Here is a 19,995-nt window from a genome sequence, read left to right as displayed (position 1 = left end):
GGGTCGCTCAGGCGGCCGCAGCGGGGACGACGGCGTGCTCGCGCAGCTGCGTCATGGTGCGGTGCCAGCGGTTGGTGGGGAGGTCGGCGTCGCCGGTGAGGGCGAGGCCGCACGTGTACTTCGACATCCGGCGCGGACGGATGCCGCAGTGCCAGAGCAGGTGGTCCAGCGCGCACGGGCGGCCGGTGGTCTTGGTCTCGACGACGGCCCAGCCGGGCAGCGCGAGCCGGCGCCCGGTGCGCACCTGGGTCCACTCGAGGTCGGTGTCGACCGTGACGCGGCTGTCGCTCGCCGGGAGCAGGTAGGTGGTGCGGGAGTAGGTCACGTCGAGCACGGGTTGCAGCGGGGACACCGCGGGCAGCTCGATGCCGGTGCGCTCGCGGACGGTGGCCGGGGCGAACCGATGCCGCTCGGTGCGGGACGCGTCTGCCAGCGGCAGCCGGTCCTTGACCGTCTCGCCGCGGACCGAGCGCGTCTTCACCTCGAGGAACTCCTCGCCGGAGTCGCGGTAGGTGCGGGTGCGCACCTTGTACCGGCGCGGCCGGCCGTGCGCCGCGAGGAGGTAGGACTCCAGGTCCGCGGTGTCGAGGTAGCAGGACGCGTACCGGTGGGACGTGCTGCCGGCGATCTCGAGGACGCGCAGGTCGGGGTCGGCGTCGTCGATGAGGGCGAGCTGCGACGTGGGGAGCAGGTACTTGCGGTCCACCCGGGTCTGCAGCTCGGCGACGGCGAGCAGCTCCTCCAGCGAGATCGGTCGCGCGGTCATCGGGTCACCTGTGGGGCGTACGACGGCGCAGCCTGGGCCGGGTGCGCGGTGTGCGGGGTGGCTTGGGTCGCCGTGGCGGTGGGGGCTGTCTGTGTCGGCGCGGCCGTGTGGGTGGACACGGCGGTCGGGGTTGTCGCCGCTGTCGCGGTGAGGACGCGGGGGGCGGCGGACTGGGCGTTGCGCGGCAGGACGTAGCGCACGTCGACCCAGGTGGAGTCGTTGACGAGGTCGAGACGCTGCACGTGGACCGAGCGGACCGAGGCGCCGAGCATCTGCTCGAGCACGTCGCGCAGCTCGTTCTCGTCAGGGATGGCGCGGTCGAGCACGATGAGCTGGCCGCGGGAGGTCGGGAACACGGCGGGATGGTCGACGACGAACATCACCGCGACCACCAGCGCCATGCCCGCCATGGCGAGCCAGATCGGGGTCGGGGCGAGGCCGCCGAGGAGGCCGATCGCCAGGGCCGCGAAGTAGTAGGCAACCTCGCGCTGGCTCAGCTCGTCGGAGCGGAGGCGGATGATGGACAGGACGCCGAGGAGCCCGAGGCCGAGGCCGGCGCCGACCGAGGAGGACGCGAGAGCCGCCGAGACCGCGAACACACCCACGTTGATGCCCACGTAGGCGACGACGAGGTCGCGGCGGTGGTGGCGCGGGTGGTACAGGCCGAGGACAAGAACGGCGATCGCGACCAGGTCGGCCGCGAGCAGCACAAGTGTCGTGGGGACGGACATCGGGGCTCCTTCGTGGGTTGGACTTCCCCTAGTCAGCCCGGTGCGCCTGTGCCCTGCCTGTGCCTGGCGTCAGGGGGCGCTTATGGTCCGTGTTCGGGTGGCGTTCACCGTGCGTTCATCCGTGCGTTCATGCGAGACGGGCACGGCCGGTGCGCCGTTGCTCTGCTCGCCTCCGAGTGACAGCGCTGTGGCTGGCGGATCCCCGTCCCGTCTGCACGGCTGGCCCTGCGTCCGTCTCGGCGAGGGCCCGATCGAGGTGGGGCTCGCCGGCGGACTCGCTTTGGCAGCAGGGTCGCAGGGCGGGTAACCTGCTTCGAGCCGGTCGCGAGCTCGTGGTCGGTGTTGGAGACGTCGCATAGTCAGGTCTAGTGCGCGGTCCTGCTAAGACCGTGAGGGTTAACGCCCTCCGTGGGTTCAAATCCCACCGTCTCCGCGTGACAAGCCCGGAACCCCAGTGGTTCCGGGCCTTTTCGCCTTCGAACTCGCCGCGCGCCAGTTCGACCACCTCGTGCCGAGCCCACCCGGCGACAGTGGGGGCAAGGCCCTCGCCGACCGCATTTCCACTCGCAGCACGGTGCTCGACGCTGGCCCGCACAAGGGTGACGAGGACGACGACTACTCGAAGTGGGGCTCGATCGATGAGCCAGGCGCGTGGCAGGTGCTGGCAAAACAGGGGGGCGGATCGAGTCGGTCACGGCCGAGGGCAAGCTGTTGGTCGCGGAGTCGCGGTGCAGCACGTGTGTCGAGCACGGGCCGTGGTGACGGACTGAGTCAGATGGCGTCGAGCATCCGCCCGGTGGTGCCCCCGCCGCGCGCGGACTCAGGCCCGCGCGCCCCGCACCCGCACCGCCGCCGTGTAGATCTCGCACCCGAGGCAGAACGCGAACACCGCGTTGAGGAACGCCGCCACGAACGCCAGTCCGGCGGCGACCAGCACCGCGTACGGCGCACCGAGCAGCCCCAGCACGAGCCCGACACCCGTGATCACGAATCCCACCAGCTGCGCGAACGTCGGCGGCCGCGGGTCCTCCCGCTCGGTCGGCGGCGCCAGCCGCGGCGCAACCAGCGTCCGGAACACCGCCGCCTGCCACGTTCGCTGCACCCCGCCGAACGCCCCGAGCGCGAAGCCCGCCACGACCACCGCGAGCACCACCAGCGCCCCGACGTTCCGGTCCGGCGACGTCCCCTGCAGCACCAGCACGACGGCGAGCAGCACCGCCGTCAGCGCCGCACCGAAGCGCGGCCCGCGCGCGTCGATGCCCCGAGTGGCCGACTCAGGCGCAGTGCCGGAGACAGACGAAGTGGGCTCGGTCATCGGGTGCTCCTCGGGCTCAGACGGTCCGCCGCCTGCGCGGCGAGCGGAGTGTCGGCGACGTCCGCGCCGGACGGGTGTTCGCCGTCGTACGCCCCGGCGGCGACGGCGCGTGCCCGGGCGAGGCTCGGCACGCCGTCGACGCGGGCGACGAGGCGACCTGCGCCGTCGAGAACGAACGACGTCGGCGTGCGCCACACCTGGAGGGCGGACGCGAGGTCGAGGTGCTCCTCGACGTCGAGCTCGACGTGCTGCCCGTCGGGCAGGACCGAGCGCCACACGCGCGCGGTGGCGCGGCACGGCGAGCAGACGGCGGCCGAGATCTGGACGACGGCGGGGCCGGCGGCGGCGTCGCGCTCGGGCAGGAGGGCGGCGAGGTCGAGGCGGTCGGCGGCGTCGCCGGCCGCGGTCGGCACGGAGCGGCTCCGGCCCTCACGACGGCGCAGCCACAGTCCCAGCGCGGTCGCGAGCACGAGCAGCACGGCGACGACCACGATCCCGCCCCAGCTCGGCATGTCGTCAGGCTATGTCGGGGTGGGGAGGCGCCGAAGGAGGAGCCGCGCCGTCTCAGCCTGCGGACGGCCAACGTCCGCGGCCGGCAACTACCAGCGCGGGTGGATGAGCTCGCGCAGGCGAGCGTCGTATACGCGGCGGATCACGCCGTCGAACGCCTCGACGTCGAACCCGGCGCTCGCCCCCGAGTCGGACAGCAGCTCCAGCGCGGAGGCGTTCGAGGCCGACTGCGCCGCCGTCCGCGCCCCCGGGATCGCGGCGCTCACGCCCGGGCGCGACGCGATCCAGGCCAGGGTCGCGGCGGGGAGGGACACGCCGTCGGGCAGGGCCTCGGCGAGGTCCGCGACGGCGGCGAGCCCGACGTCGTAGGGCACCCCCGAGAACGTCTCGCCCTGGTCGAAGGCCTCGCCGTGCCGGTTGTAGGTGCGGTGGTCGTTCGCCGCGAACGTGGTGGAAGCGTCGTAGCGGCCCGAGAGCAGGCCCGATGCGAGCGGCACGCGCGCGAGGATGCCCACGCCCGCCTGCTGCGCGCGCGGCACGACCTCCTCGAGCGGCTTGAGGCGGAACGGGTTGAGGATGATCTGGACGGATCCGACGCCGGGGTGCGTGATCGCGGCGAGCGCCTGGTCGCACGTCTCGACCGAGACGCCGTAGGCGGCGATCGACCCGTCGGCGACGAGCTCCTCGAGCGCCTCGTACGTGGCGTCGTCGGTGAGGACCGCGGTGGGCGGGCAGTGCAGCTGGACGAGGTCGAGGGTGTCGACGCCGAGGTTGCGGCGCGACCGGTCGACCCACGCGCGGAAGTTCTCCGGCGTGTAGCTCTCCGGCTCCTGCGGCAGACGGCGGCCCATCTTGGTGGCCACGAGCACGCCGTGGCCGGGACGGGTCGCGAGGAAGCGGCCGATGCGCTGCTCGGAGCGGCCGTCACCGTAGACGTCGGCGGTGTCGAAGAGAGTGACGCCGGACTCCACGGCCGCGTCGAGGACGGCGAACGCCTCCTCCTCGTCGACCGTGCCCCAGTCGGCGCCGAGCTGCCAGGTGCCGAGGCCGATCGCGGAGACGTGGCGGCCGAGGCTGGGGACGGTGTGGGTGAGCATGGTTCGACGGTACCCGGGCGCCACCGGCCCGCAACCTCCCGCCTACGCTGGCCCGATGCCGAAGACGATCGTCATCACAGGCGCGAGCAGCGGGATCGGCGCGGCGGCCGCGCGCCAGCTGACCAGAGCGGGCCACGACGTCGTGCTCGTCGGCCGTAACCCGCGCACGACGGCGGAGCTCGCCTCCGAGCTCGGCGCTCGCCACTTCGTGGCCGACTTCGCCGACCTGGCGCAGGTGCGGACGCTCGCGGAGGAGCTGCGCACCGCCGTCGGGCACATCGACGTGCTGGCGAACAACGCCGGCGGGGTGTTCGGGGACCCGACGCCCACCGTCGACGGCTTCGAGACGACCTTTCAGGTCAACCACCTCGCGCCGTTCCTGCTGACGACCCGGCTCATGGACGTGCTGACCGCGTCCCGGGCGTCGGTGATCCAGACCTCCAGCGTGGGCGCACGGTTCTTCGGTCACCTCGACCTCGACGACGTGCAGCACGAGCGCGACTTCAACCCGCAGGTCGCGTACGGCACGGCGAAGCTCGCGAACATCCTGTTCACGCGCGAGCTGCACCGCCGCTACCGCGACCAGGGCATCGCCGCCGCGGCGTTCCACCCGGGCGTGGTGGCCACGAGCTTCGCGACCGAGTCGGCCAGCGTCATGCGCCGCCTGTACGCCAGCCCGCTCGCGCGGTTCATCCTCTCGAGCCCCGAGAATGGCGCCTCCCAGCTCGTCTGGCTGGCGGAGGGGACGCCGCCCGAGGACTGGACGCCGGGCGTGTACTACGAGAAGAAGCGGCCGGCGCGGAGGGTGAACCCGCAGGTGCGGGACGCGGCGCTGGCTCGACGGCTGTGGGACCTCAGCGCCGAGATGCTCGGCACGGAGAGGGGAGCGGAATGAGCCGCACGAGAAGAGGCGTCGTGTGGCGCGCGCTGCTGGGAGCGGGGCTCGCCGTCGGGCTGCTCACGGCGTGCTCGGGAGCGGAGCCGTTCACCCTGGGCGAGGTCGTGCGGTTGAAACGGACACCTCGCTCGAGCCGACGCTCACGGTGACGAGCGTCGAGCGCGTGGGCGACGACGAGGGCCTGACCGACTTCGGCGGCGGCGCGCTCACGGGCGACCCGTGGCGGGTGAGCTACCGCATCGCGCTCGGCGACGGCGTGCGCCAGGACTTCACGTGGGACGCGATCCCGGAGCCCGAGCGCGTCGACGGCCGTCGCGGCGTGGCGTGGCGCCTCGTGAGAGGTCGCTAGCGACCATCCGCGACGGGTTGTTCGGAACCCGGTTCGAGAGAGCGGCGCGCCCGGAGGCAAGTCTGTGGTGAGCTGTGACGGTGGCGACGATGGACTCCGAGGTTGAGGCAGGGCTCCGCACCAGGATCATCAACGAGGTCATGCAGCGTGCGGAAGGCAACGGAGGGTTCCTCACGCGGCATGAGTTGCTCGAGTGGACCGTCGACGGGAGGAAGCTCCCGGTAATCGACTACTCCCGGGGTATCCGCAACCCGGCCGACTTCGGTTCGACTCTGTCGATTGTGTCCTCCGCAGGGGGTCCCTACGACGACGTCGAGTCGCCCGACGACGGGCTGCTCCACTACGCGTATCGAGACGGTGATCCGTGGACGGGCGACAACCGCAAGCTGAGGACCGCGCTCGAGACGGGGATGCCGCTGATCCTGTTTCGGAAGGAGACGCCCGGAGTTCTGACGCCGGTGGCGCCGGTGTACGTGGTCGACGACGAGCCCGAAAACCGCGCGTTCATCATCGCGCTCGACGAGGCGTTCCGGTTCATGCCGCGCGGCAGAGACATGACCGAGGATCAGCGGCGCTACGCGCTTCGACTAGCAAAGCAGCGACTACACCAACCGGCGTTCCGGACTCGGGTGCTTGTGGCCTACGAGTCCCATTGCGCGGTCTGCGAGCTGCGGCACGCGTCGCTCCTGGATGCGGCACACATCATCGCCGACGGCGACCCCCGTGGCCGTCCCACAGTCACGAACGGCCTGGCCATGTGCAAGATCCACCACGCGGCGTTTGATCAGCAGATGCTGGGGGTTACTCCCGACTACGAGGTGCGGATCGCAAAGTCGCTGCTCGATGAGATCGACGGCCCAATGCTGAAGTTCGGGCTCCAAGCTATGGACGGTCGCCGCATCTGGGTGCCTTCGCGCCGTAGCGATCGCCCCGATCCGGAGCTCTTGGCGGATCGGTGGAAGGCGTTCGCTCCGGGCATCTGACGCGCTCGCACGCATTCCCGAGGCCCACGCGATGCACGTCAACCCGACTGCGCCGTCAGGGCCCGGCCCCACCGAGACCTGACAGGCTCCTCCCGTGGAGACCTTCGCGCTGCGCCTCACGCTCGCCTACGTCGAGCCGCCCGTCTGGCGCGAGCTCCGCGTGCCGGCGAACCTCCCGCTCACCGAGCTGCACTACGCCCTCCAGGCGGCGATGGGCTGGGACGACGCGCACCTCTACAGCTTCAGCCGCGGCGAGCGGACGTGGCGCGACGCGCATCCGGACCTTCCCCTGGAGGAGGACGGCGCGACGGACCTCGAGGACGGCGTCGTTGCCGACCTCCTCGAGCGCGGCGGCGAGCCCGCCACCTACCTCTACGACTACGGCGACCGGTGGGAGCACGAGCTCACCCTGGTCGCGGTGATCCCCGACGGCGACCCTCGCGCCGTCCGCGTCCCGCACCTCGACGCGGGGGAGGGGACGTGCCCGCCGGAGGACTCCGGCGGAGCACACGGGTACGGGCGACTGGTCGCTGACGGTGTGTTCGACGGCGTGGACGCCCTCGACCCGTTCTCCCTCGACGGCGCCGCGCGCCGCGTCCGGCTCCAGGCCGCCCCCGAGCCTCCGCTGCGCCCGGCGGTCGCCGCCGTTCTGCGCCAGGCGCCGTGGCGCGGTCCCGGCAGTGTCTTCGAGCAGGTCCGCGTGGCCGCGGAGCTGGTGGACCGTCCGCTCGACACCCGCGACTGCATCGACCTCACCGTCCACCTGCGCTGGTTCCTCGCGCACCTCGGCCCCGACGGCGTTCCCCTCACCGCGGCCGGCTACCTCAAGCCCGCCGACGTGGTCGCGCTCGCGGAGGAGCTCGAGCTGAGCCGAGAGTGGATCGGGAAGATGACCCGTGAGGACTCCACGCCGCCGATCGGGCAGTTCCGCGAGCTCGTGCGCCGACTCGGGCTTGCCCGCGCGTTCCGCGGCCGGATGGTGCGCACGAAGCTGGGCGACCGGCTCGTCAACGCCCCGGTCGGCATGGTCGAGCTCCTCGTCGAGAGGCTGCCGTGGGGTGACGACGAGCCCGGTGTCGCCGCCAGCGCCCTCACGCTGATCGACCTTGCCGCGCTACCCCACCAGACTCCCGACGGCAACCGCTTCCAGCAGCTGAACGACCGTGACGCCCGGATCCAGCTGGGCATGGAGTCCCTCCGCTGGGAGCTCGTCGACGGCGACCCGCAGATGGCGTTGCGGTCCACGATCCGCACCACCGTTGCCCTGCTCACGCGGACCGACTCGCTGCGCCCCACCGACCGGGGCTTCGACTGGGTCCCGACGCCCGCCGGCCGCCGCCTCGCCGCCACGATCCTCGGCATCGTCCCGCTGGTCTGAGCGCGCCCGAGCAGGACGGCCTCACTCGTGACGGGAGAGCGACTGGGCGTGACGGCAGAGCGACTGGCCGCTGGCTCGGGCCGTACCCGCGCTGCGTCTCCGCAGGTCACGAGGCTGGCCGCGCCAGCACGACGCCGACGAGTCGCTGTGGCAGAACGCGGAGTCGCTGTGCGGAACGGGAGCGGAAGCACGCGGCGCCCCACGCCAGGGAATGCTCCCCGCCGGTGGCGCGTTGGACCTGGGACCGCCCGACCGAGGAGAGCCGTTGCCCGTCGCCCCCACGTCCGAGCCCACCACCACGCATCACGCCGCCGAGCCTGCCGTCGCTCCGCCAGCTCTCGCCCAGCCCACTCTCGCCCGGCACGCCCACGACGGCGCAGCCTCGCCGGGTGCACCGTCGCACCTCCCGCTCCCGCCGGTCGGCGAGCAGCTGGACCGGCTCCTCGCGCTCGGCCTCGCTGCGCTCGCGGGACGCGACGAGCGGGAGCTGCGCGACGCCGTCGGGCGCCTCGCGGTGAACTCGGAGGTGCCCGCGCTGCTGGCGATCCACCCCAGCCTCGTCCCGGCGCGCACGCTCGCGCCGCTGCTGGAGCGCGGCGGCAAGCCCGGCTTCGTGGTGGTCGACATGACCGACCTCGAGGACTTCACCACCGTCCCGGGCGTCGCGCTGCCGGACTCGCCGCTCTACCTCGTGCACGACGTCGAGCGCGGCGACCACCTGCGGGGCGCCTCGCCCGAGGAGGCGCTGGCGGCGCTGACCGCGGCCGAGCGCTCGCCGCTCACGCTGCACGAGGGGATCAGCTGGCTGCTGCAGCAGCCCGAGCGGCTCGAGCCGAACCACTGCTTCATGTGCCTCAGCACGCGCAAGGCGAAGCCGCGCGGCGGGTTCGACGCGCGCACCCCGGCGCTGTGGATCAGCGGCGGCACGGGTCGTGACGGGCGTGAGCGACGCGGCGCCCCGAAGGTCGGCTGGTGCTGGTGGCGCAACCGGCACGACTGGCTGGGCTTCGCGTCGGCGACCCGCCGCTCCGGCTGACGCCTCGCCGTCGGGCCGCTACCAGCCGACTGGCCGGTGGCGTCTGGGGGACTCAGCGACGGCCGCGTCGTGGTCAGACCGGGGCGCCACACGATGCGACGATGGGGAGATGGGAATGGTGGACGGCAGCGCCGTGATGGGCTGGGGCTACGAGGGCCGGACGCCGGCGGATCTGATCGACGACGCGCGAGCGTGGGGCGTCTCGACCGTCGTCGATGTGCGTCTCACCCCCCTGTCTCGTAAGGCGGGCTTCTCCAAGCGGGCTCTCGCTGCTGCGCTCGGAGCTGCTGGCGTGGCCTACGTGCACCTTCCGGCACTGGGAAACCCGCGAGACAACCGCGCCGGGTTTGCCGATACGGTCGGTGAGGTGGGGGCGAACGCGCGGCGTCGGTTCGTCGACGAGGTGATCGGCCAGCCGCCCGCTCAGGTCGCACTAGATGAGGTGGCAGCGCTCAGCCAGTCAGGCCGAGTGATTCTGCTGTGCTTCGAGGCGAGCGAAGGCACCTGCCATCGTCAGCTGGTGCTGGACGCGCTTCGCGACCGGGTGGCCGAGTCGGTGCCCGTCTAGAAGAGCGCGGGCCCTTCGACCGCCTCGGCCGGGGGGTAGTACGCGCCGAGCGTGACGAACGATCTCCGGCGTTGGACGTTCTCCTGGTTGCCGACGTAGATCAAGGGTCGTTTGCCGGGACCGAACATGTTCTCGTAGAAGTTCTTCTCGATCAGCGCCCGCAGCTCTGCTTCGGGGCGGTCGCGGTAGCGCCACTGGAAGGCGGTCAGCTCCCAGTCGATGTTTCGCTGCTTGTGGCCTCCGCAGCCCGGCTCCAGGCAGTGGTAGGGGACGTGGACTATCAGTCGCGGCGGCTCGAGCATCTTGGGATCACGGGTGCGAAACAGGTCGCCCTTGTCCGACCACGCACGAAACCGCGCGAGCTCGGTGTCCGACCATCCAGGATGGGGCTTGAACTCAAGCGGGTCGACGGCGCGAGGACGCACGGCAGCGAGCGAGATGCTGTTCATGTCCGCTCGTACAGCCCGGAGCACTTCGCACATAGTGGGGCCGACGGCCGTCTCGACCCAGGCGGACCTATTGCCCCATCCCTTGAGCACGGGGCCGAGCTCGATGGACTGAGCGTCGATCTTCAGGCTCTCGGCGCGCTTGTCGCCGCTGGCGTCGCGCACCGTCACGTCGATCATCATGTACTTCGAGAACTGGCGCTCGCCGTCCATGTGGCGGAACGGCACGGGATACAGACGGACCCAACGCAACGGGCCGGGGGAGATCGCGAGCCCGGCGACGCATACCGTGTCGCCGTAGGTCATCGAGAGCTGCGGCGTCGCCTTGACCAGGACGAGGACACGGATTCGACGTCCCGCTCGATCCAGACGCCGCGCCATGGAGAGGTCCGCCTCTGCATCGGTCACGCGCCCATTGTTGCCCGTGCGTCGCGCAAACGGGTGCTCCTGCTTTCAGTTGGTGGACAACCGTGTCGTGCGCTCGGAGGCTCCTCCACGATTGGGCCATGCTCGCATTCTTCGAGTTCGCGACCATTATTGTCGGCGTGCTGACGCTGGTCGGCGCCCTCTACACGTGGCATCACCAAGCGCGACTGACTCGAGAGCAGCGGGTTCGAGACCTCGAACTCGTCTACGTGCAGCGGTACTGGTCGATCCGTGAGCGCATGAGCATTGAGACGCGGAGCGACGCGTCCCGCGCGATCGACCCACGGGATCGGACGGCGGTGGCCGACTATCTGGAGCTGTGCGAGGACGAGATCGACGCCCGCCAGCGTGGGTGGATCTCTGACGACACCTGGAGTTCGTGGGCCGCCGCGATTCGTGGAGCAGCCGGTAACGAGGTCCTGATGGGGATGCTGGTCGAGCTCGACCGCGAAGAGCGTCTGTTCACGCACCTTCGATCCAAGAAGGCGAACGACGATGGCTGGGATCCGTGCACGCTTCCCAAACGAGACCGCCTACGCCAGGGGTTGATGCCTCAGTACCGCAACCATGTGGAGCGGCTTCGGATGCGCGTCACGTCCTCGAAGAGTCAGCGTCGTTCCGGGGCAGTCGAGGTGGGCGAGGTCGTGCGAGCTACGTCGTAACGCCCTCCTTCTCAGGAGCGGGACGACCGCTCGTCGCCCTTCGCGTCCTTCGCGGACCCCGTGACGCCCGCCTCGTCGGCGTCGCTCGACTCGCCCCGCGTGACCCGCAGCGCCCGGCCGCGCGCGACGTCCGCCTCCGCCTTGGCGGCCCGCTTCTCGGCCGCCTTGGTGTCGCGGGCGGGGAGCTGGAGGTCGCGCTCGGCGGGGATGCCCGCCTGCAGCTCACGACCGCGCTCGAGCTCGGAGTCCAGCTCCGCGCCGAACAGCAGCGCGAGGTTCATGATCCACAGCGCGAGCAGCAGGATGATCACACCGGCCAGCGAGCCGTACGTGGAGTCGTAGCTCGCGAATCGCGAGACGTACAGCGCGAAGCCCACCGATGCGAGCACCCACACGAGGATCGCGGCCAGCGCGCCGACGCTCACCCAGCGGAACTTCGGCTGCCGCACGTTCGGCGTCTGGTGGTACAGCAGTGCGACTGCGAGCACCACCAGCGCGAGGACGAGCGGCCACTTGAGGATGCTCCAGACCGTGACGGTCACGTCGCTCAGGCCCAGCGCGGAGCCGACGGACCGCGCCACGTCGCCCGACAGCACGAGCGCCGCGACGATCACCGCCGCGATGACCAGGAGCGCGAGCGTGACCAGGAGCAGCTGCGGGCGAAGCTTCCAGATCGGTCGCCCCTCCTCGACCTCGTACACGCGGTTCATCCCGCGTGAGAACGCGGCGACGTATCCCGACGCGGACCACAGCGCGGTGACCAGACCGATGACGAACGCGAAGCCCGCGGCCGACGCCTGGGTGAGGTTCTCGATGATGGGCTGCACCGAGGCCAGGGCCTCGGGCGGGAGCACACCCTCGAGCAGGTCCATCACCCGGGTGACCATCTCCTCCGGATCGCCCACGAGCCCGAGGATCGACGTGAGCGCGAGCAGCGCCGGCGCGATCGCGAGGACGGCGTAGTACGTGAGCGCCGCCGCGAGGTCGGTGCACTGGTCCTCCTGGAACTCCCGCACGGTGGTGCGCAGGACGTACTTCCAGGAGCGGCCCGTGAGGTCGTCGGGCGAGTCCGGCTTGCGCGGGTCGTCCGGGTTGGGGGCGTGGGTGGTGGTGGTCTCGTCCGAGCCGGTCGTCATCGTGTCGGATCCTCCTCAGCTTCGTCGGGCGTCGGGCGTCACGCCGCTGCGGGCGTCAGGCACGGTGCGCGACGGCGCCGCGTGCGAACGCGGCGACCAGCGCCTCGTCGAAGGCCGGGAGGTCATCGGGCGTGCGGCTGGAGATCAGCCCGTCGTCGTCCACGACCTCCTCGTCGACCCACGTGGCGCCGGCGTTCGTCAGGTCGGTGCGCAGGCTCGGGAACGAGGTGATCCTGCGGCCGGTGAGCACGTCGGCGTCGGTGAGGATCCACGCGCCGTGGCAGATCACCGCCACCGGCTTGTGCTGTGCGACGAGGTCGCGGACGAACGCGACTGAGGCCTGGTCGGTGCGCAGGTCGTCGGCGTTCACCACGCCGCCCGGCAGCACGAGGGCGTCGAACTCGGCGGCGTCGACGTCGTGCGAGGTGCGGTTCACCGAGGCGACGTGGCCCTTCTTGCCGGTGATCTCGCCGTCGTCGGGGGCGATGAGGACCGCGGTGCCGCCGTGGGCGACCACGGCCTCCCAGGGCGAGGTGAGCTCGGAGTCCTCGAAGCCGTCCGTGCTGAGGAACGCGACGGTCACGCCGTCGAGGCTGGTGTTAGAGGTGGCGTCGGCCGCGGCGCTGGGCTCGGCGGCGGGGGTGGTGTCGGACGTGGGAGAGGACATGACGGGCTTCCTTCCGAGAGTGCAGACTCTCGAACCCTACGGTCGCTCGGACCAGATCACTACCCTCCCTTGGGGTACTTGCGGCCCTTTCGTGATGCTCGGTAGACATTTCCCGTGAGGCAGAGCACACTGGCGATGAACCGTCGGCTCCAGACACGGGGTCGGCCCCGACGGGATGCCCCGGCTCCGCTCCTCGAACTGCAGGCGCGCCTGAGTCCGTCGGTGCGACCCGCTCCCCTTCCTCCGCGCCCGCCTCGGGTCGACGTGAGGACAATCCCGAAGAACTGCGCAGGTCTCGTCGCCCGCTTCGGTGCGGCGGGTGCTGGCACGAGCAAGGAGACACGATGAGCAGCCCCTACGCCCCGCCCGGGGCCACGCCCGACCCGTACGGCCGGCCCGGGGACGCCCCGGCGGGCCCCCTCGAGGACGACATCGAGCGCGGGCCGGAGAGCATTCCGGTCGCCGAACCGGAGGCGGCGACCGGCTATTCTTTCCCGCCCGAGACCGGTTCGGCCACGTCCCAGGGCGAGTCCGGCGGCGCCGTTGAGCAGGTGAAGGCGAAGGCCAACGAGGCGGCCGGCACGGCGAAGGACGAGGCCGCCGGAGTCGTCGAAGACGCCAAGGCGTCCGCGTCCGACGTGCTCGGGACCACGGCGTCCGAGGCCGGGAAGGTGGCCACGGAGGCCAAGGACCAGGCGGGTTCACTGCTCCACGAGGCGGCGCATGCCGTGCGGGAGCAGTCCGCCACCGGCAAGGATCGCGCAGCCAACGGCCTGCGCGCGCTGTCCGGTGAGCTCTCCTCGCTCGCCGAGGGCGCCCAGGAGCCGGGCATGGCGGCCGACCTCGCGCGGCAGGCCGGCGATCGGCTCGGTGGCGCGGCGAGCTGGCTCGAGGATCGGGACATCGACGGCGTGCTTGAGGACGTCCAGGACTTCGCGCGACGACGTCCGCTCACCTTCCTCGCCATCGCGGTAGGCGCCGGCGTCGTGGTGGGCCGCCTCGCCCGCGCCCTCAAGGACGCCCCGTCCACGCCTGCCGCTCGGCCCGCCGTCGACCGCTCCGCCGTCACGGGTGCGCGCACGCCCGGCTCGTACGGCACGCCCGCGGTGGGCGCCCTCGGTGTCGCGCCGCTGCCCGGTCGCCACGCGGTCGGCGACACGCTGTCGTCGCCTGCGGACGCCCTGGCGGTCGATCCGGAGACGGCCGCGCCGAACCGACCGGGCTCCCCGTGGTGACCGACCCGTACGGCGCGACGCCGCCGCCCGTCACCACCGACGACTCCCTCGGGTCGATCGTCGGGCGGCTGACTGCCGACGTCTCAACCCTCGTGCGTCAGGAGATCGCGCTGGCGCGGGCCGAGGTCACCCAGGACGTCAAGCACGCCTCCAAGGGCGCCGGGATGTTCGCGGGCGCGGGCGTGGCCGGCCACTTCGTGCTCATGTTCCTGTCCATCGCGGCGTGGTGGGGGCTCGGCTACCTCATCGGCAACGCGTGGTCCGCCGTGGTGGTCGCGGTGGTGTGGGCGATCGTGGCCCTCGTGCTTTACACGGTCGGCAAGAAGCAGCTCGCCGCTGCGGACGGCATCCCGCAGACCGCCGAGACCGTCAGCAAGATTCCGAACGCCCTCAAGGGACACCAGGAGACGTCATGACTACGAGCAACGACCCCGACGAGATCCGAGCGGAGATCGACCGAACGCGCCAGCAGGTGGCGAACGACGTCGACGTGCTCGGTGAGAAGGTGAGCCCCGCCGCCGTCGCGCAGCGCCAGGGCGAGCGGATCAAGGCGTTCGCCTCCGACGCCAAGGACGCCGTGTTCGGCTCGGCCGAGGACGCCAAGGCGCGCACATCCGACGCCGCGTCGTCCGCCGTCGACAGCGCCCGAGGCGTTGCCGACTCGGCCCGCGAGGCGGTGGGCAACGCGCCCGACGCCGTGCGCTCGCGGGCGCGAGGCAACCCCCTCGCGGTGGGCCTCATCGGCTTCGGCGCGGGCCTGCTCGTCTCCTCGCTGATCCCGGCGAGCCGCAAGGAGCAGGAGCTTGCGACGAAGGTGAAGGACAGCGACGAGGCGGCCGCAGCGAAGGACGCGCTCACCGACGCTGCCCACGGGCTGCTCGACTCCGCGAAGGAATCCGCGCAGTCCGTCGCCGAGCAGGCGAAGGAGTCGGTCGCCGTCGTGAAGGACCAGGGCGCCTCGGCCGCCCAGGACGTCAAGGCCAGCGCCCAGGGCGCGGCTGCGAGCACGAAGGACGCCCTCGCTTAACCGCCCGATCCGGGGCACGATCGAACCAGACGCAGCATCAGCAAGACCCGCAGGATCCGCTAGAGCACGTTGCAGTACCGACTGAGAGGAAAGAATCCATGGGACTCGACGACAAGATCGGCGCCGCCGCACAGGACCTGAAGGGCAAGGCGAAGGAGAAGATCGGCGACGCGACCGACAACGTGAGCCTTCAGGCCGAGGGCGTGAAGGACCAGGCGGTCGGCCAGGCCAAGAAGGCCGCCGAGGACGTCAAGGACGACCTGAAGTAGGTCTGTCGGCGGAGCTCACCGGAGTTTGGCGTCGCGCCGCTCCCACGCTGCGAAAGGGCGAGCGACCGAGAGGTCGCTCGCCCTTTCGCGTGCATGCCGTGCCTCGGCTAGTCGACCACCGCGCGAACGCGTGGTGAGGTGTCCGGGCGCCGCCGCTCGCCGTCGGCGCTCAGCGCGTGTACACGTCGAAGTGGTTGCCGACTGTCCCGCGGTCGTACACCTTGCCCTGCGCGCCGAACGGGGTGTCGATGACGGTGCCCTTGGGCGTGCTGGACGCGAGCACGATGTAGCCGTCCGCGTCGGCGACGTAGCCGTCCGCGTTGACGTGCCGGCCGGGGATGACGAGCCCGCCGCCCGGCAGCACGCTCTGGGAGTAGTAGGTGAACTTGTAGCCGTTCCAGTTCACGACGCCGGCGCTCATGAACTCGCTCAGCGTGTAGAGCTTGGTCGACGCGGTGGTCTTCGTGCCGACCTCCACGATCTCCGGCACCGCGGCCGTGAGCTGCGTGGAGACGAGCGTGGTGCGCGCCGTCTCGACCCCGTCGACCTTGGTGACCTGGCTCGTGGTCTGGGCGACGCCGTCGACGCCCTCTTGCACGACCTGCGTCTCGCCGAGGGCGAGCGAGTCGGTCTCGCGCTGCTCGACGGCGTGCGGCGTCGTGGTCTGCTCGGTGACGTACTCGATCGTGCCGCGCCCGATCGTGACCTGCTCGCCGGCCTGCGGCTGCGTGGTGAGGTCGACGGAGACGGTGTCGTCCCAGCCGAGCTCGATGTCCGCCTCGGCGAGCGCGTCCGCGAGCGTGTCCGCCGCCGTCGTGATCTCGCGCGTCTCGCCGTCGACCACGACGGCGAAGGTGACGGCATCGCCGTCGGCCAGCGCCGTGCGCGCCGAGCCTCGCGAGGCCGGGTCGGGCGTCACGTGCACGACGTCGTCGGCCGCGAGGGTGGTGTTGAGGAGCGGGATGTCGGCGCTCGTGGTGTCCTGCTCCGCGGCGGACTCGGCCGCCTGGTGCGCGATCCCGCGGACCACCACGCCTCCGGTCGCTGCGACGAGTCCGGCGACGACGACGCCGCCGGCGAGGGCCTTGACGGCCCGGGCGGAGGGGCGAGCGCTCACGGGTTCCTCGATTCGCGGGGGATCGGATCACGGTAACGAAATGATCACGACGCGGCTACTCGCAGTGACGCATCTCGCGCGACGTGCCCAGGTTCGCCCGCGGGTGCGCACACGGCGCACACGGGCTCGCTTCTCGGCGGGTGGGAACCGCGCGGCGGGCGGCGTCGGAGTCGTACCGTGTGCGCGTGAGCACCGAGGACTCCCCGCGCTGCCCGTGCCGCAGCGGGCGGCCGTTCGCCGAGTGCTGCGGCCCGCTCCTCGCGGGTGGGCTCGCGTCGACCGCCGAGGCGCTCATGCGCTCGCGGTACACCGCGTACGCCCTCGGCGACGAGGATCACGTGCTGCGCACCTGGCACCCGGGCACCGCGCCGAGCGTGCTCGACCTGTCCGACGGCGTCACGTTCGTCGGCCTGCAGGTCGTGGACACGGTGGCCGGGGGAGCCGACGACGACGCCGGCACCGTGCACTTCCGCGCTGCCTACCGCACCGAGACGGGCCGCGAGGTGCTCGAGGAGATCAGCCGGTTCGTGCGGCTGGACGGCGCGTGGCTGTACGTCGACGGCGACATCCTGTCGACGTGAGCCGCCTCGACGTGAGCCGCCTCGACGTGAGCCGCCCGTGGTGAGGCGCAGCGCCGCGCTGCTCGTCGTGCGCGACGACCCCGAGGCGGGCCCGCTCCTGCTCATCGGCCACATGGGCGGGTCGTTCTGGGCGCGCAAGGACGTGGGCGCCTGGTCGATCCCGAAGGGGGAGTACCTCGACGACGAGGAGCCGGAGGCGGCGGCCCGTCGCGAGCTCACCGAGGAGACGGGCTACGTCTGGCCGCCGGACCGGCCCGTGGTCGACCTGGGCGAGTTCCGCCAGACCGGCGGCAAGCGGGTGAAGGCGTTCCTCGCCGTCGAGCACGCGTTGGTCGACGGGAGCGAGCACCGGTGGGAGCTGGCCGACTTCCGGAGCAACACGTTCCCGCTCGAGTGGCCGCCGCGCTCGGGGCGGTTCGTCGACGTCCCGGAGATCGACCGGGTGGGCTGGGTCTCGACCCAGGTCGCACGGGAGAAGCTGGTGAAAGGCCAGCTCGCCGTCGTCGATGCCGCCGCGTCCCACGTGGGTGAGACGCGGCGGCCGGACGAGGCCCGCTACAGCGGGTAGCGCCGAGGTTCGGCCGATTTCAGCCCGCGACGCCGGCGAGCCGCGCGCCCTCGCCGAGCGAGGCGAGCTTGGCCCACGCGATGTCCGCGTGCACGCGGCCGCCGAGGCCGCAGTCGGTGGAGGCGATGACGCGGTCGGTGCCGACGATGTCGGTGAACCGGCGGATCCGCTGCGCCACGAGCTCGGGGTGCTCCACGACGTTGGTCGCGTGGCTCACCACGCCCGGGACGAGCACGAGGTCGTTCGGCACCGCGGCATCGGCCCAGGCGCCGAACTCGTGCTCGTGGCGGACGTTGCCCGCCTCGAACGAGATCGAGCCGACGTTCGCCTGGAGGATGACCGGGAGGATGTCCTTGAGCGCGACGTCCGTGGTGTGCGGGCCGTGCCACGAACCCCAGCACAGGTGCAGGCGCACGAGCTCCTTCGGCAGCCCCGCGATCGCGTGGTTGATCGCCTCGACGCGCACCGCGGTGAACGCCTGGTAGTCCTCGATCGAGGGCTCGGGGTTGATCTGGTCGAAGTTCTCCGCGAGCGAGGGGTCGTCGAGCTGGACCACGAGGCCGGCGTCGGTGATCGCCTTGTACTCCTCGTGCAGCGCGTCGGCCCACGCGAAGATGTGCTCGCGCTCGGTGGCGTAGTAGTCGTTGCGAACCCGCGCCGCGGACCCCGGGGCGATCGCCGTGAGGAAGCCCTGCTCGCCGTCGTGCAGCGCGGCCTTGAGGTTGCGGATGTCGGAGGCGACGGCGTCGTGGCCGCGGTAGGAGATCGGGCCCGTGGTGGTGGGGAAGGCGGTGGCGCCCGAGCCGACCTCGACGGCCTCGGCGTAGACGGCCGGGAAGAGCTGGCGGTCGCGGCGGTCGAGGAAGCTCGTGAGGCGGATCGCGCCGGGCTCGGAGCGCACGGGCGGCTCGTTGAACGCGTTGACCTCGGTGAGGGAGAGGCCGGCGGCGCGCTGGAAGGAGTAGGACCACCAGGCGCCGTAGTCCACGGCGTTCGACATCGCCTTGCCGAACTCGCCGTCGCCGACCAGCGTGATGCCGGCCTCGCGCTGGCGGGCGACGACGTCGGCCACGGCCTGTGCCGTGAGCTCCTGCACCTCGGGCGTCGAGCGGAGCGTGAAGCCGTCGTCCTCGAAGGTGCGCGCGGCGTTCGCGGCGATGAGGGCGTCGGTGCGCGGCAGCGAGCCGGCGGTGGTGGTGGCGATGGTCGTCATGGCGCGAGGCCTCCTGCTGTGGAGCGGTGGGGGTGGTAAGGATCGGTCCAGAACGACCCTAGCCACGACGGCGAGCCCCGGTCGCGCGGGCGGCGTGCGCCGTCCGCAGCGTGGGACGGCGGGTGCGGTCCGTACCGGGTCAGGGGAGGCCGCGCGGGGTCTGCGTCGCCGCGCGCGTGGGCAGCGGCTCGTCGGGGCAGGTGGCGAGGACGTCGGCCATCGCGTCGTGCTCGGACGGCGTGACCCGCAGGTCGTAGGCGTCCTTGACGGCGATCTGCCGCGCGACGTACGCGCACCGGTAGGCGGTGCTCGGCGGGAGCCACTCGCTCGCGTCGCCGGAGCCCTTGGCCTGGTTTGCGGGACCGTCAACGGCGAGCAGGTTCAGCGGGTCGTTGCCGAACTGCACCATCGTGTCCTCGCTCCAGCCCTGCGCCCCGGTCACCCAGGCGTTGGCGAGGGCGACGACGTGGTCGATCTGGATCCCGCCGTCGGAGGAGGGACCGGTGCCGATCACGAAGTCGATGCGCGTGCCGGTGTACGGGTCGGTGAGGAGGACGCCGGAGTCGACCTTGCAGTCGTTCGTGCCTTCCCGGATGTCGAGCTCGGTGAGGTCGCGACGCAGGACGTCGTTGCGGGTGTCGCAACCGTTGCGGTCGACGTCCTCGCGCCAGGCGAACGACTCGCGGACGTAGCCGTCGAACGGGTCTTCCGCGCCGACGTCGAGCGTGGCCAGGGCGGCGAGCGCGGTGCCGGGGGCCGGGGTGGGTGCGGTGCTGGTGGCGAGGCTCCGCCCGAGCGCGAGGCCGACGGCGAGGACTGCCACGAGCGCGACCGCGCCCGCCATGGGCCACCAGCGCCGCGACCGCCGCGGTCTCCGCTGCTGCGGCTGTCTCAGCTGCCACCGCTGCCGCGGAGGGCGGAGGGATGGCGCGGCGGGCACGCCCTCGATGGTTCCACGGTGCGGCCCGCGCCGCGGTGGAACTCAGAGCGTCCGCGGCACCTCCTCGTCGGGGAGCA

Annotated in this window: 24 protein-coding genes and 1 tRNA gene; 14 read left to right on the top strand and 11 right to left on the bottom strand. The window is 71.9% G+C overall.

Annotated features, from left to right (window positions below):
- Window positions 1-7: 7 nt before the first annotated feature.
- A complete protein-coding gene (locus AC3AQ1_RS07620; RefSeq protein WP_108718494.1) occupies window positions 8-766 on the bottom strand; it encodes a polyphosphate polymerase domain-containing protein in 759 nt (252 codons plus the stop codon).
- Complete coding sequence (locus tag AC3AQ1_RS07615; protein WP_108718493.1) at window positions 763-1,497, bottom strand: DUF4956 domain-containing protein; 735 nt, start codon at window positions 1,495-1,497, stop codon at window positions 763-765. Before AC3AQ1_RS07615 ends, AC3AQ1_RS07620 begins: the two co-directional genes overlap by 4 nt.
- A gap of 344 nt (window positions 1,498-1,841) precedes the next feature.
- Here AC3AQ1_RS07615 and AC3AQ1_RS07610 point away from each other — a divergent pair.
- Window positions 1,842-1,930, top strand: a tRNA-Ser gene (locus tag AC3AQ1_RS07610).
- A gap of 387 nt (window positions 1,931-2,317) precedes the next feature.
- On the opposite strand, the gene AC3AQ1_RS07605 is transcribed toward AC3AQ1_RS07610, so the two are convergent.
- The 3 genes from AC3AQ1_RS07605 to AC3AQ1_RS07595 all read right to left on the bottom strand — a co-directional run bounded on the left by AC3AQ1_RS07605 (window position 2,318) and on the right by AC3AQ1_RS07595 (window position 4,419).
- Window positions 2,318-2,812: a DUF4395 domain-containing protein gene (locus AC3AQ1_RS07605; RefSeq protein WP_108718492.1), complete on the bottom strand. Its 495-nt coding sequence runs from the start codon at window positions 2,810-2,812 to the stop codon at window positions 2,318-2,320.
- The gene (locus tag AC3AQ1_RS07600) at window positions 2,809-3,324 is read right to left on the bottom strand and encodes a thioredoxin family protein (protein ID WP_199916557.1); all 516 of its coding nucleotides are present in this window, start codon (window positions 3,322-3,324) and stop codon (window positions 2,809-2,811) included. Before AC3AQ1_RS07600 ends, AC3AQ1_RS07605 begins: the two co-directional genes overlap by 4 nt.
- 87 nt (window positions 3,325-3,411) lie before the next feature.
- The gene (locus tag AC3AQ1_RS07595) at window positions 3,412-4,419 is read right to left on the bottom strand and encodes an aldo/keto reductase (protein ID WP_108718491.1); all 1,008 of its coding nucleotides are present in this window, start codon (window positions 4,417-4,419) and stop codon (window positions 3,412-3,414) included.
- A 55-nt stretch (window positions 4,420-4,474) separates the two neighbouring features.
- Between AC3AQ1_RS07595 and AC3AQ1_RS07590 the strand changes: the two genes are divergently transcribed.
- The 6 genes from AC3AQ1_RS07590 to AC3AQ1_RS07565 all read left to right on the top strand — a co-directional run bounded on the left by AC3AQ1_RS07590 (window position 4,475) and on the right by AC3AQ1_RS07565 (window position 9,631).
- On the top strand, window positions 4,475-5,314 hold the full coding sequence (locus AC3AQ1_RS07590) for an SDR family NAD(P)-dependent oxidoreductase (protein WP_108720069.1): 840 nt from the start codon (window positions 4,475-4,477) through the stop codon (window positions 5,312-5,314).
- 148 nt (window positions 5,315-5,462) lie between these two features.
- A complete protein-coding gene (locus tag AC3AQ1_RS07585; protein ID WP_108718490.1) occupies window positions 5,463-5,666 on the top strand; it encodes a hypothetical protein in 204 nt (67 codons plus the stop codon).
- A gap of 89 nt (window positions 5,667-5,755) precedes the next feature.
- A complete protein-coding gene (locus tag AC3AQ1_RS07580; RefSeq protein WP_108720068.1) occupies window positions 5,756-6,649 on the top strand; it encodes an HNH endonuclease in 894 nt (297 codons plus the stop codon).
- Between the two features lie 94 nt (window positions 6,650-6,743).
- Window positions 6,744-8,027, top strand: coding sequence for a plasmid pRiA4b ORF-3 family protein (locus AC3AQ1_RS07575; RefSeq protein ID WP_108718489.1), 1,284 nt, complete (start codon window positions 6,744-6,746; stop codon window positions 8,025-8,027).
- A 265-nt stretch (window positions 8,028-8,292) separates the two neighbouring features.
- Window positions 8,293-9,063: a DUF5701 family protein gene (locus AC3AQ1_RS07570; protein ID WP_234417882.1), complete on the top strand. Its 771-nt coding sequence runs from the start codon at window positions 8,293-8,295 to the stop codon at window positions 9,061-9,063.
- A gap of 109 nt (window positions 9,064-9,172) precedes the next feature.
- Window positions 9,173-9,631, top strand: coding sequence for a DUF488 domain-containing protein (locus AC3AQ1_RS07565; protein ID WP_199916556.1), 459 nt, complete (start codon window positions 9,173-9,175; stop codon window positions 9,629-9,631).
- Here the strand turns inward: AC3AQ1_RS07565 and AC3AQ1_RS07560 are convergent.
- Complete coding sequence (locus AC3AQ1_RS07560; RefSeq protein WP_108718488.1) at window positions 9,628-10,485, bottom strand: hypothetical protein; 858 nt, start codon at window positions 10,483-10,485, stop codon at window positions 9,628-9,630. The two genes, AC3AQ1_RS07565 and AC3AQ1_RS07560, sit on opposite strands and share 4 nt — an antisense overlap.
- Window positions 10,486-10,583: 98 nt before the next feature.
- On the opposite strand from AC3AQ1_RS07560, the gene AC3AQ1_RS07555 reads away from it, so the two are divergent.
- Entirely contained in the window at window positions 10,584-11,165 is a 582-nt protein-coding gene (locus AC3AQ1_RS07555; protein WP_108718487.1) for a hypothetical protein, read from the top strand.
- Window positions 11,166-11,176: 11 nt separating this feature from the next.
- Here the strand turns inward: AC3AQ1_RS07555 and AC3AQ1_RS07550 are convergent, their stop codons facing one another.
- A complete protein-coding gene (locus AC3AQ1_RS07550) occupies window positions 11,177-12,301 on the bottom strand; it encodes a YihY/virulence factor BrkB family protein (RefSeq protein ID WP_108718486.1) in 1,125 nt (374 codons plus the stop codon).
- Between the two features lie 55 nt (window positions 12,302-12,356).
- On the bottom strand, window positions 12,357-12,968 hold the full coding sequence (locus tag AC3AQ1_RS07545; protein ID WP_108718485.1) for a type 1 glutamine amidotransferase domain-containing protein: 612 nt from the start codon (window positions 12,966-12,968) through the stop codon (window positions 12,357-12,359).
- Between the two features lie 344 nt (window positions 12,969-13,312).
- Here AC3AQ1_RS07545 and AC3AQ1_RS07540 point away from each other — a divergent pair, with 344 nt between their 5' ends.
- The 4 genes from AC3AQ1_RS07540 (at window position 13,313) to AC3AQ1_RS07525 (ending at window position 15,499) form a co-directional block, all read left to right on the top strand.
- Window positions 13,313-14,203 carry a hypothetical protein gene (locus tag AC3AQ1_RS07540; protein ID WP_108718484.1) on the top strand — a complete coding sequence of 297 codons (891 nt, stop codon included), beginning with the start codon at window positions 13,313-13,315 and terminating at the stop codon, window positions 14,201-14,203.
- Window positions 14,200-14,619: a phage holin family protein gene (locus AC3AQ1_RS07535; RefSeq protein ID WP_108720065.1), complete on the top strand. Its 420-nt coding sequence runs from the start codon at window positions 14,200-14,202 to the stop codon at window positions 14,617-14,619. Before AC3AQ1_RS07540 ends, AC3AQ1_RS07535 begins: the two co-directional genes overlap by 4 nt.
- Window positions 14,616-15,230: a DUF3618 domain-containing protein gene (locus tag AC3AQ1_RS07530; RefSeq protein ID WP_108718483.1), complete on the top strand. Its 615-nt coding sequence runs from the start codon at window positions 14,616-14,618 to the stop codon at window positions 15,228-15,230. Before AC3AQ1_RS07535 ends, AC3AQ1_RS07530 begins: the two co-directional genes overlap by 4 nt.
- A gap of 98 nt (window positions 15,231-15,328) precedes the next feature.
- Complete coding sequence (locus AC3AQ1_RS07525; protein ID WP_108718482.1) at window positions 15,329-15,499, top strand: CsbD family protein; 171 nt, start codon at window positions 15,329-15,331, stop codon at window positions 15,497-15,499.
- Window positions 15,500-15,668: 169 nt separating this feature from the next.
- On the opposite strand, the gene AC3AQ1_RS07520 is transcribed toward AC3AQ1_RS07525, so the two are convergent.
- On the bottom strand, window positions 15,669-16,616 hold the full coding sequence (locus AC3AQ1_RS07520) for a resuscitation-promoting factor (RefSeq protein ID WP_108718481.1): 948 nt from the start codon (window positions 16,614-16,616) through the stop codon (window positions 15,669-15,671).
- Window positions 16,617-16,801: 185 nt separating this feature from the next.
- Here AC3AQ1_RS07520 and AC3AQ1_RS07515 point away from each other — a divergent pair, with 185 nt between their 5' ends.
- Window positions 16,802-17,197, top strand: a complete 396-nt coding sequence (locus AC3AQ1_RS07515; RefSeq protein ID WP_108720064.1) for a YchJ family protein — start codon at window positions 16,802-16,804, stop codon at window positions 17,195-17,197.
- 37 nt (window positions 17,198-17,234) lie between these two features.
- A complete protein-coding gene (locus tag AC3AQ1_RS07510) occupies window positions 17,235-17,765 on the top strand; it encodes an NUDIX hydrolase (protein WP_108718480.1) in 531 nt (176 codons plus the stop codon).
- 19 nt (window positions 17,766-17,784) lie between these two features.
- On the opposite strand, the gene AC3AQ1_RS07505 is transcribed toward AC3AQ1_RS07510, so the two are convergent.
- Complete coding sequence (locus AC3AQ1_RS07505) at window positions 17,785-18,978, bottom strand: cobalamin-independent methionine synthase II family protein (RefSeq protein ID WP_108718479.1); 1,194 nt, start codon at window positions 18,976-18,978, stop codon at window positions 17,785-17,787.
- A 139-nt stretch (window positions 18,979-19,117) separates the two neighbouring features.
- Window positions 19,118-19,822, bottom strand: coding sequence for an HNH endonuclease family protein (locus AC3AQ1_RS07500; protein WP_108718478.1), 705 nt, complete (start codon window positions 19,820-19,822; stop codon window positions 19,118-19,120).
- Window positions 19,823-19,995 lie beyond the last annotated feature (173 nt).

It is taken from the genome of Miniimonas sp. S16, from assembly GCF_057748195.1.
This window is presented reverse-complemented; position numbering and strand designations above follow the sequence as displayed.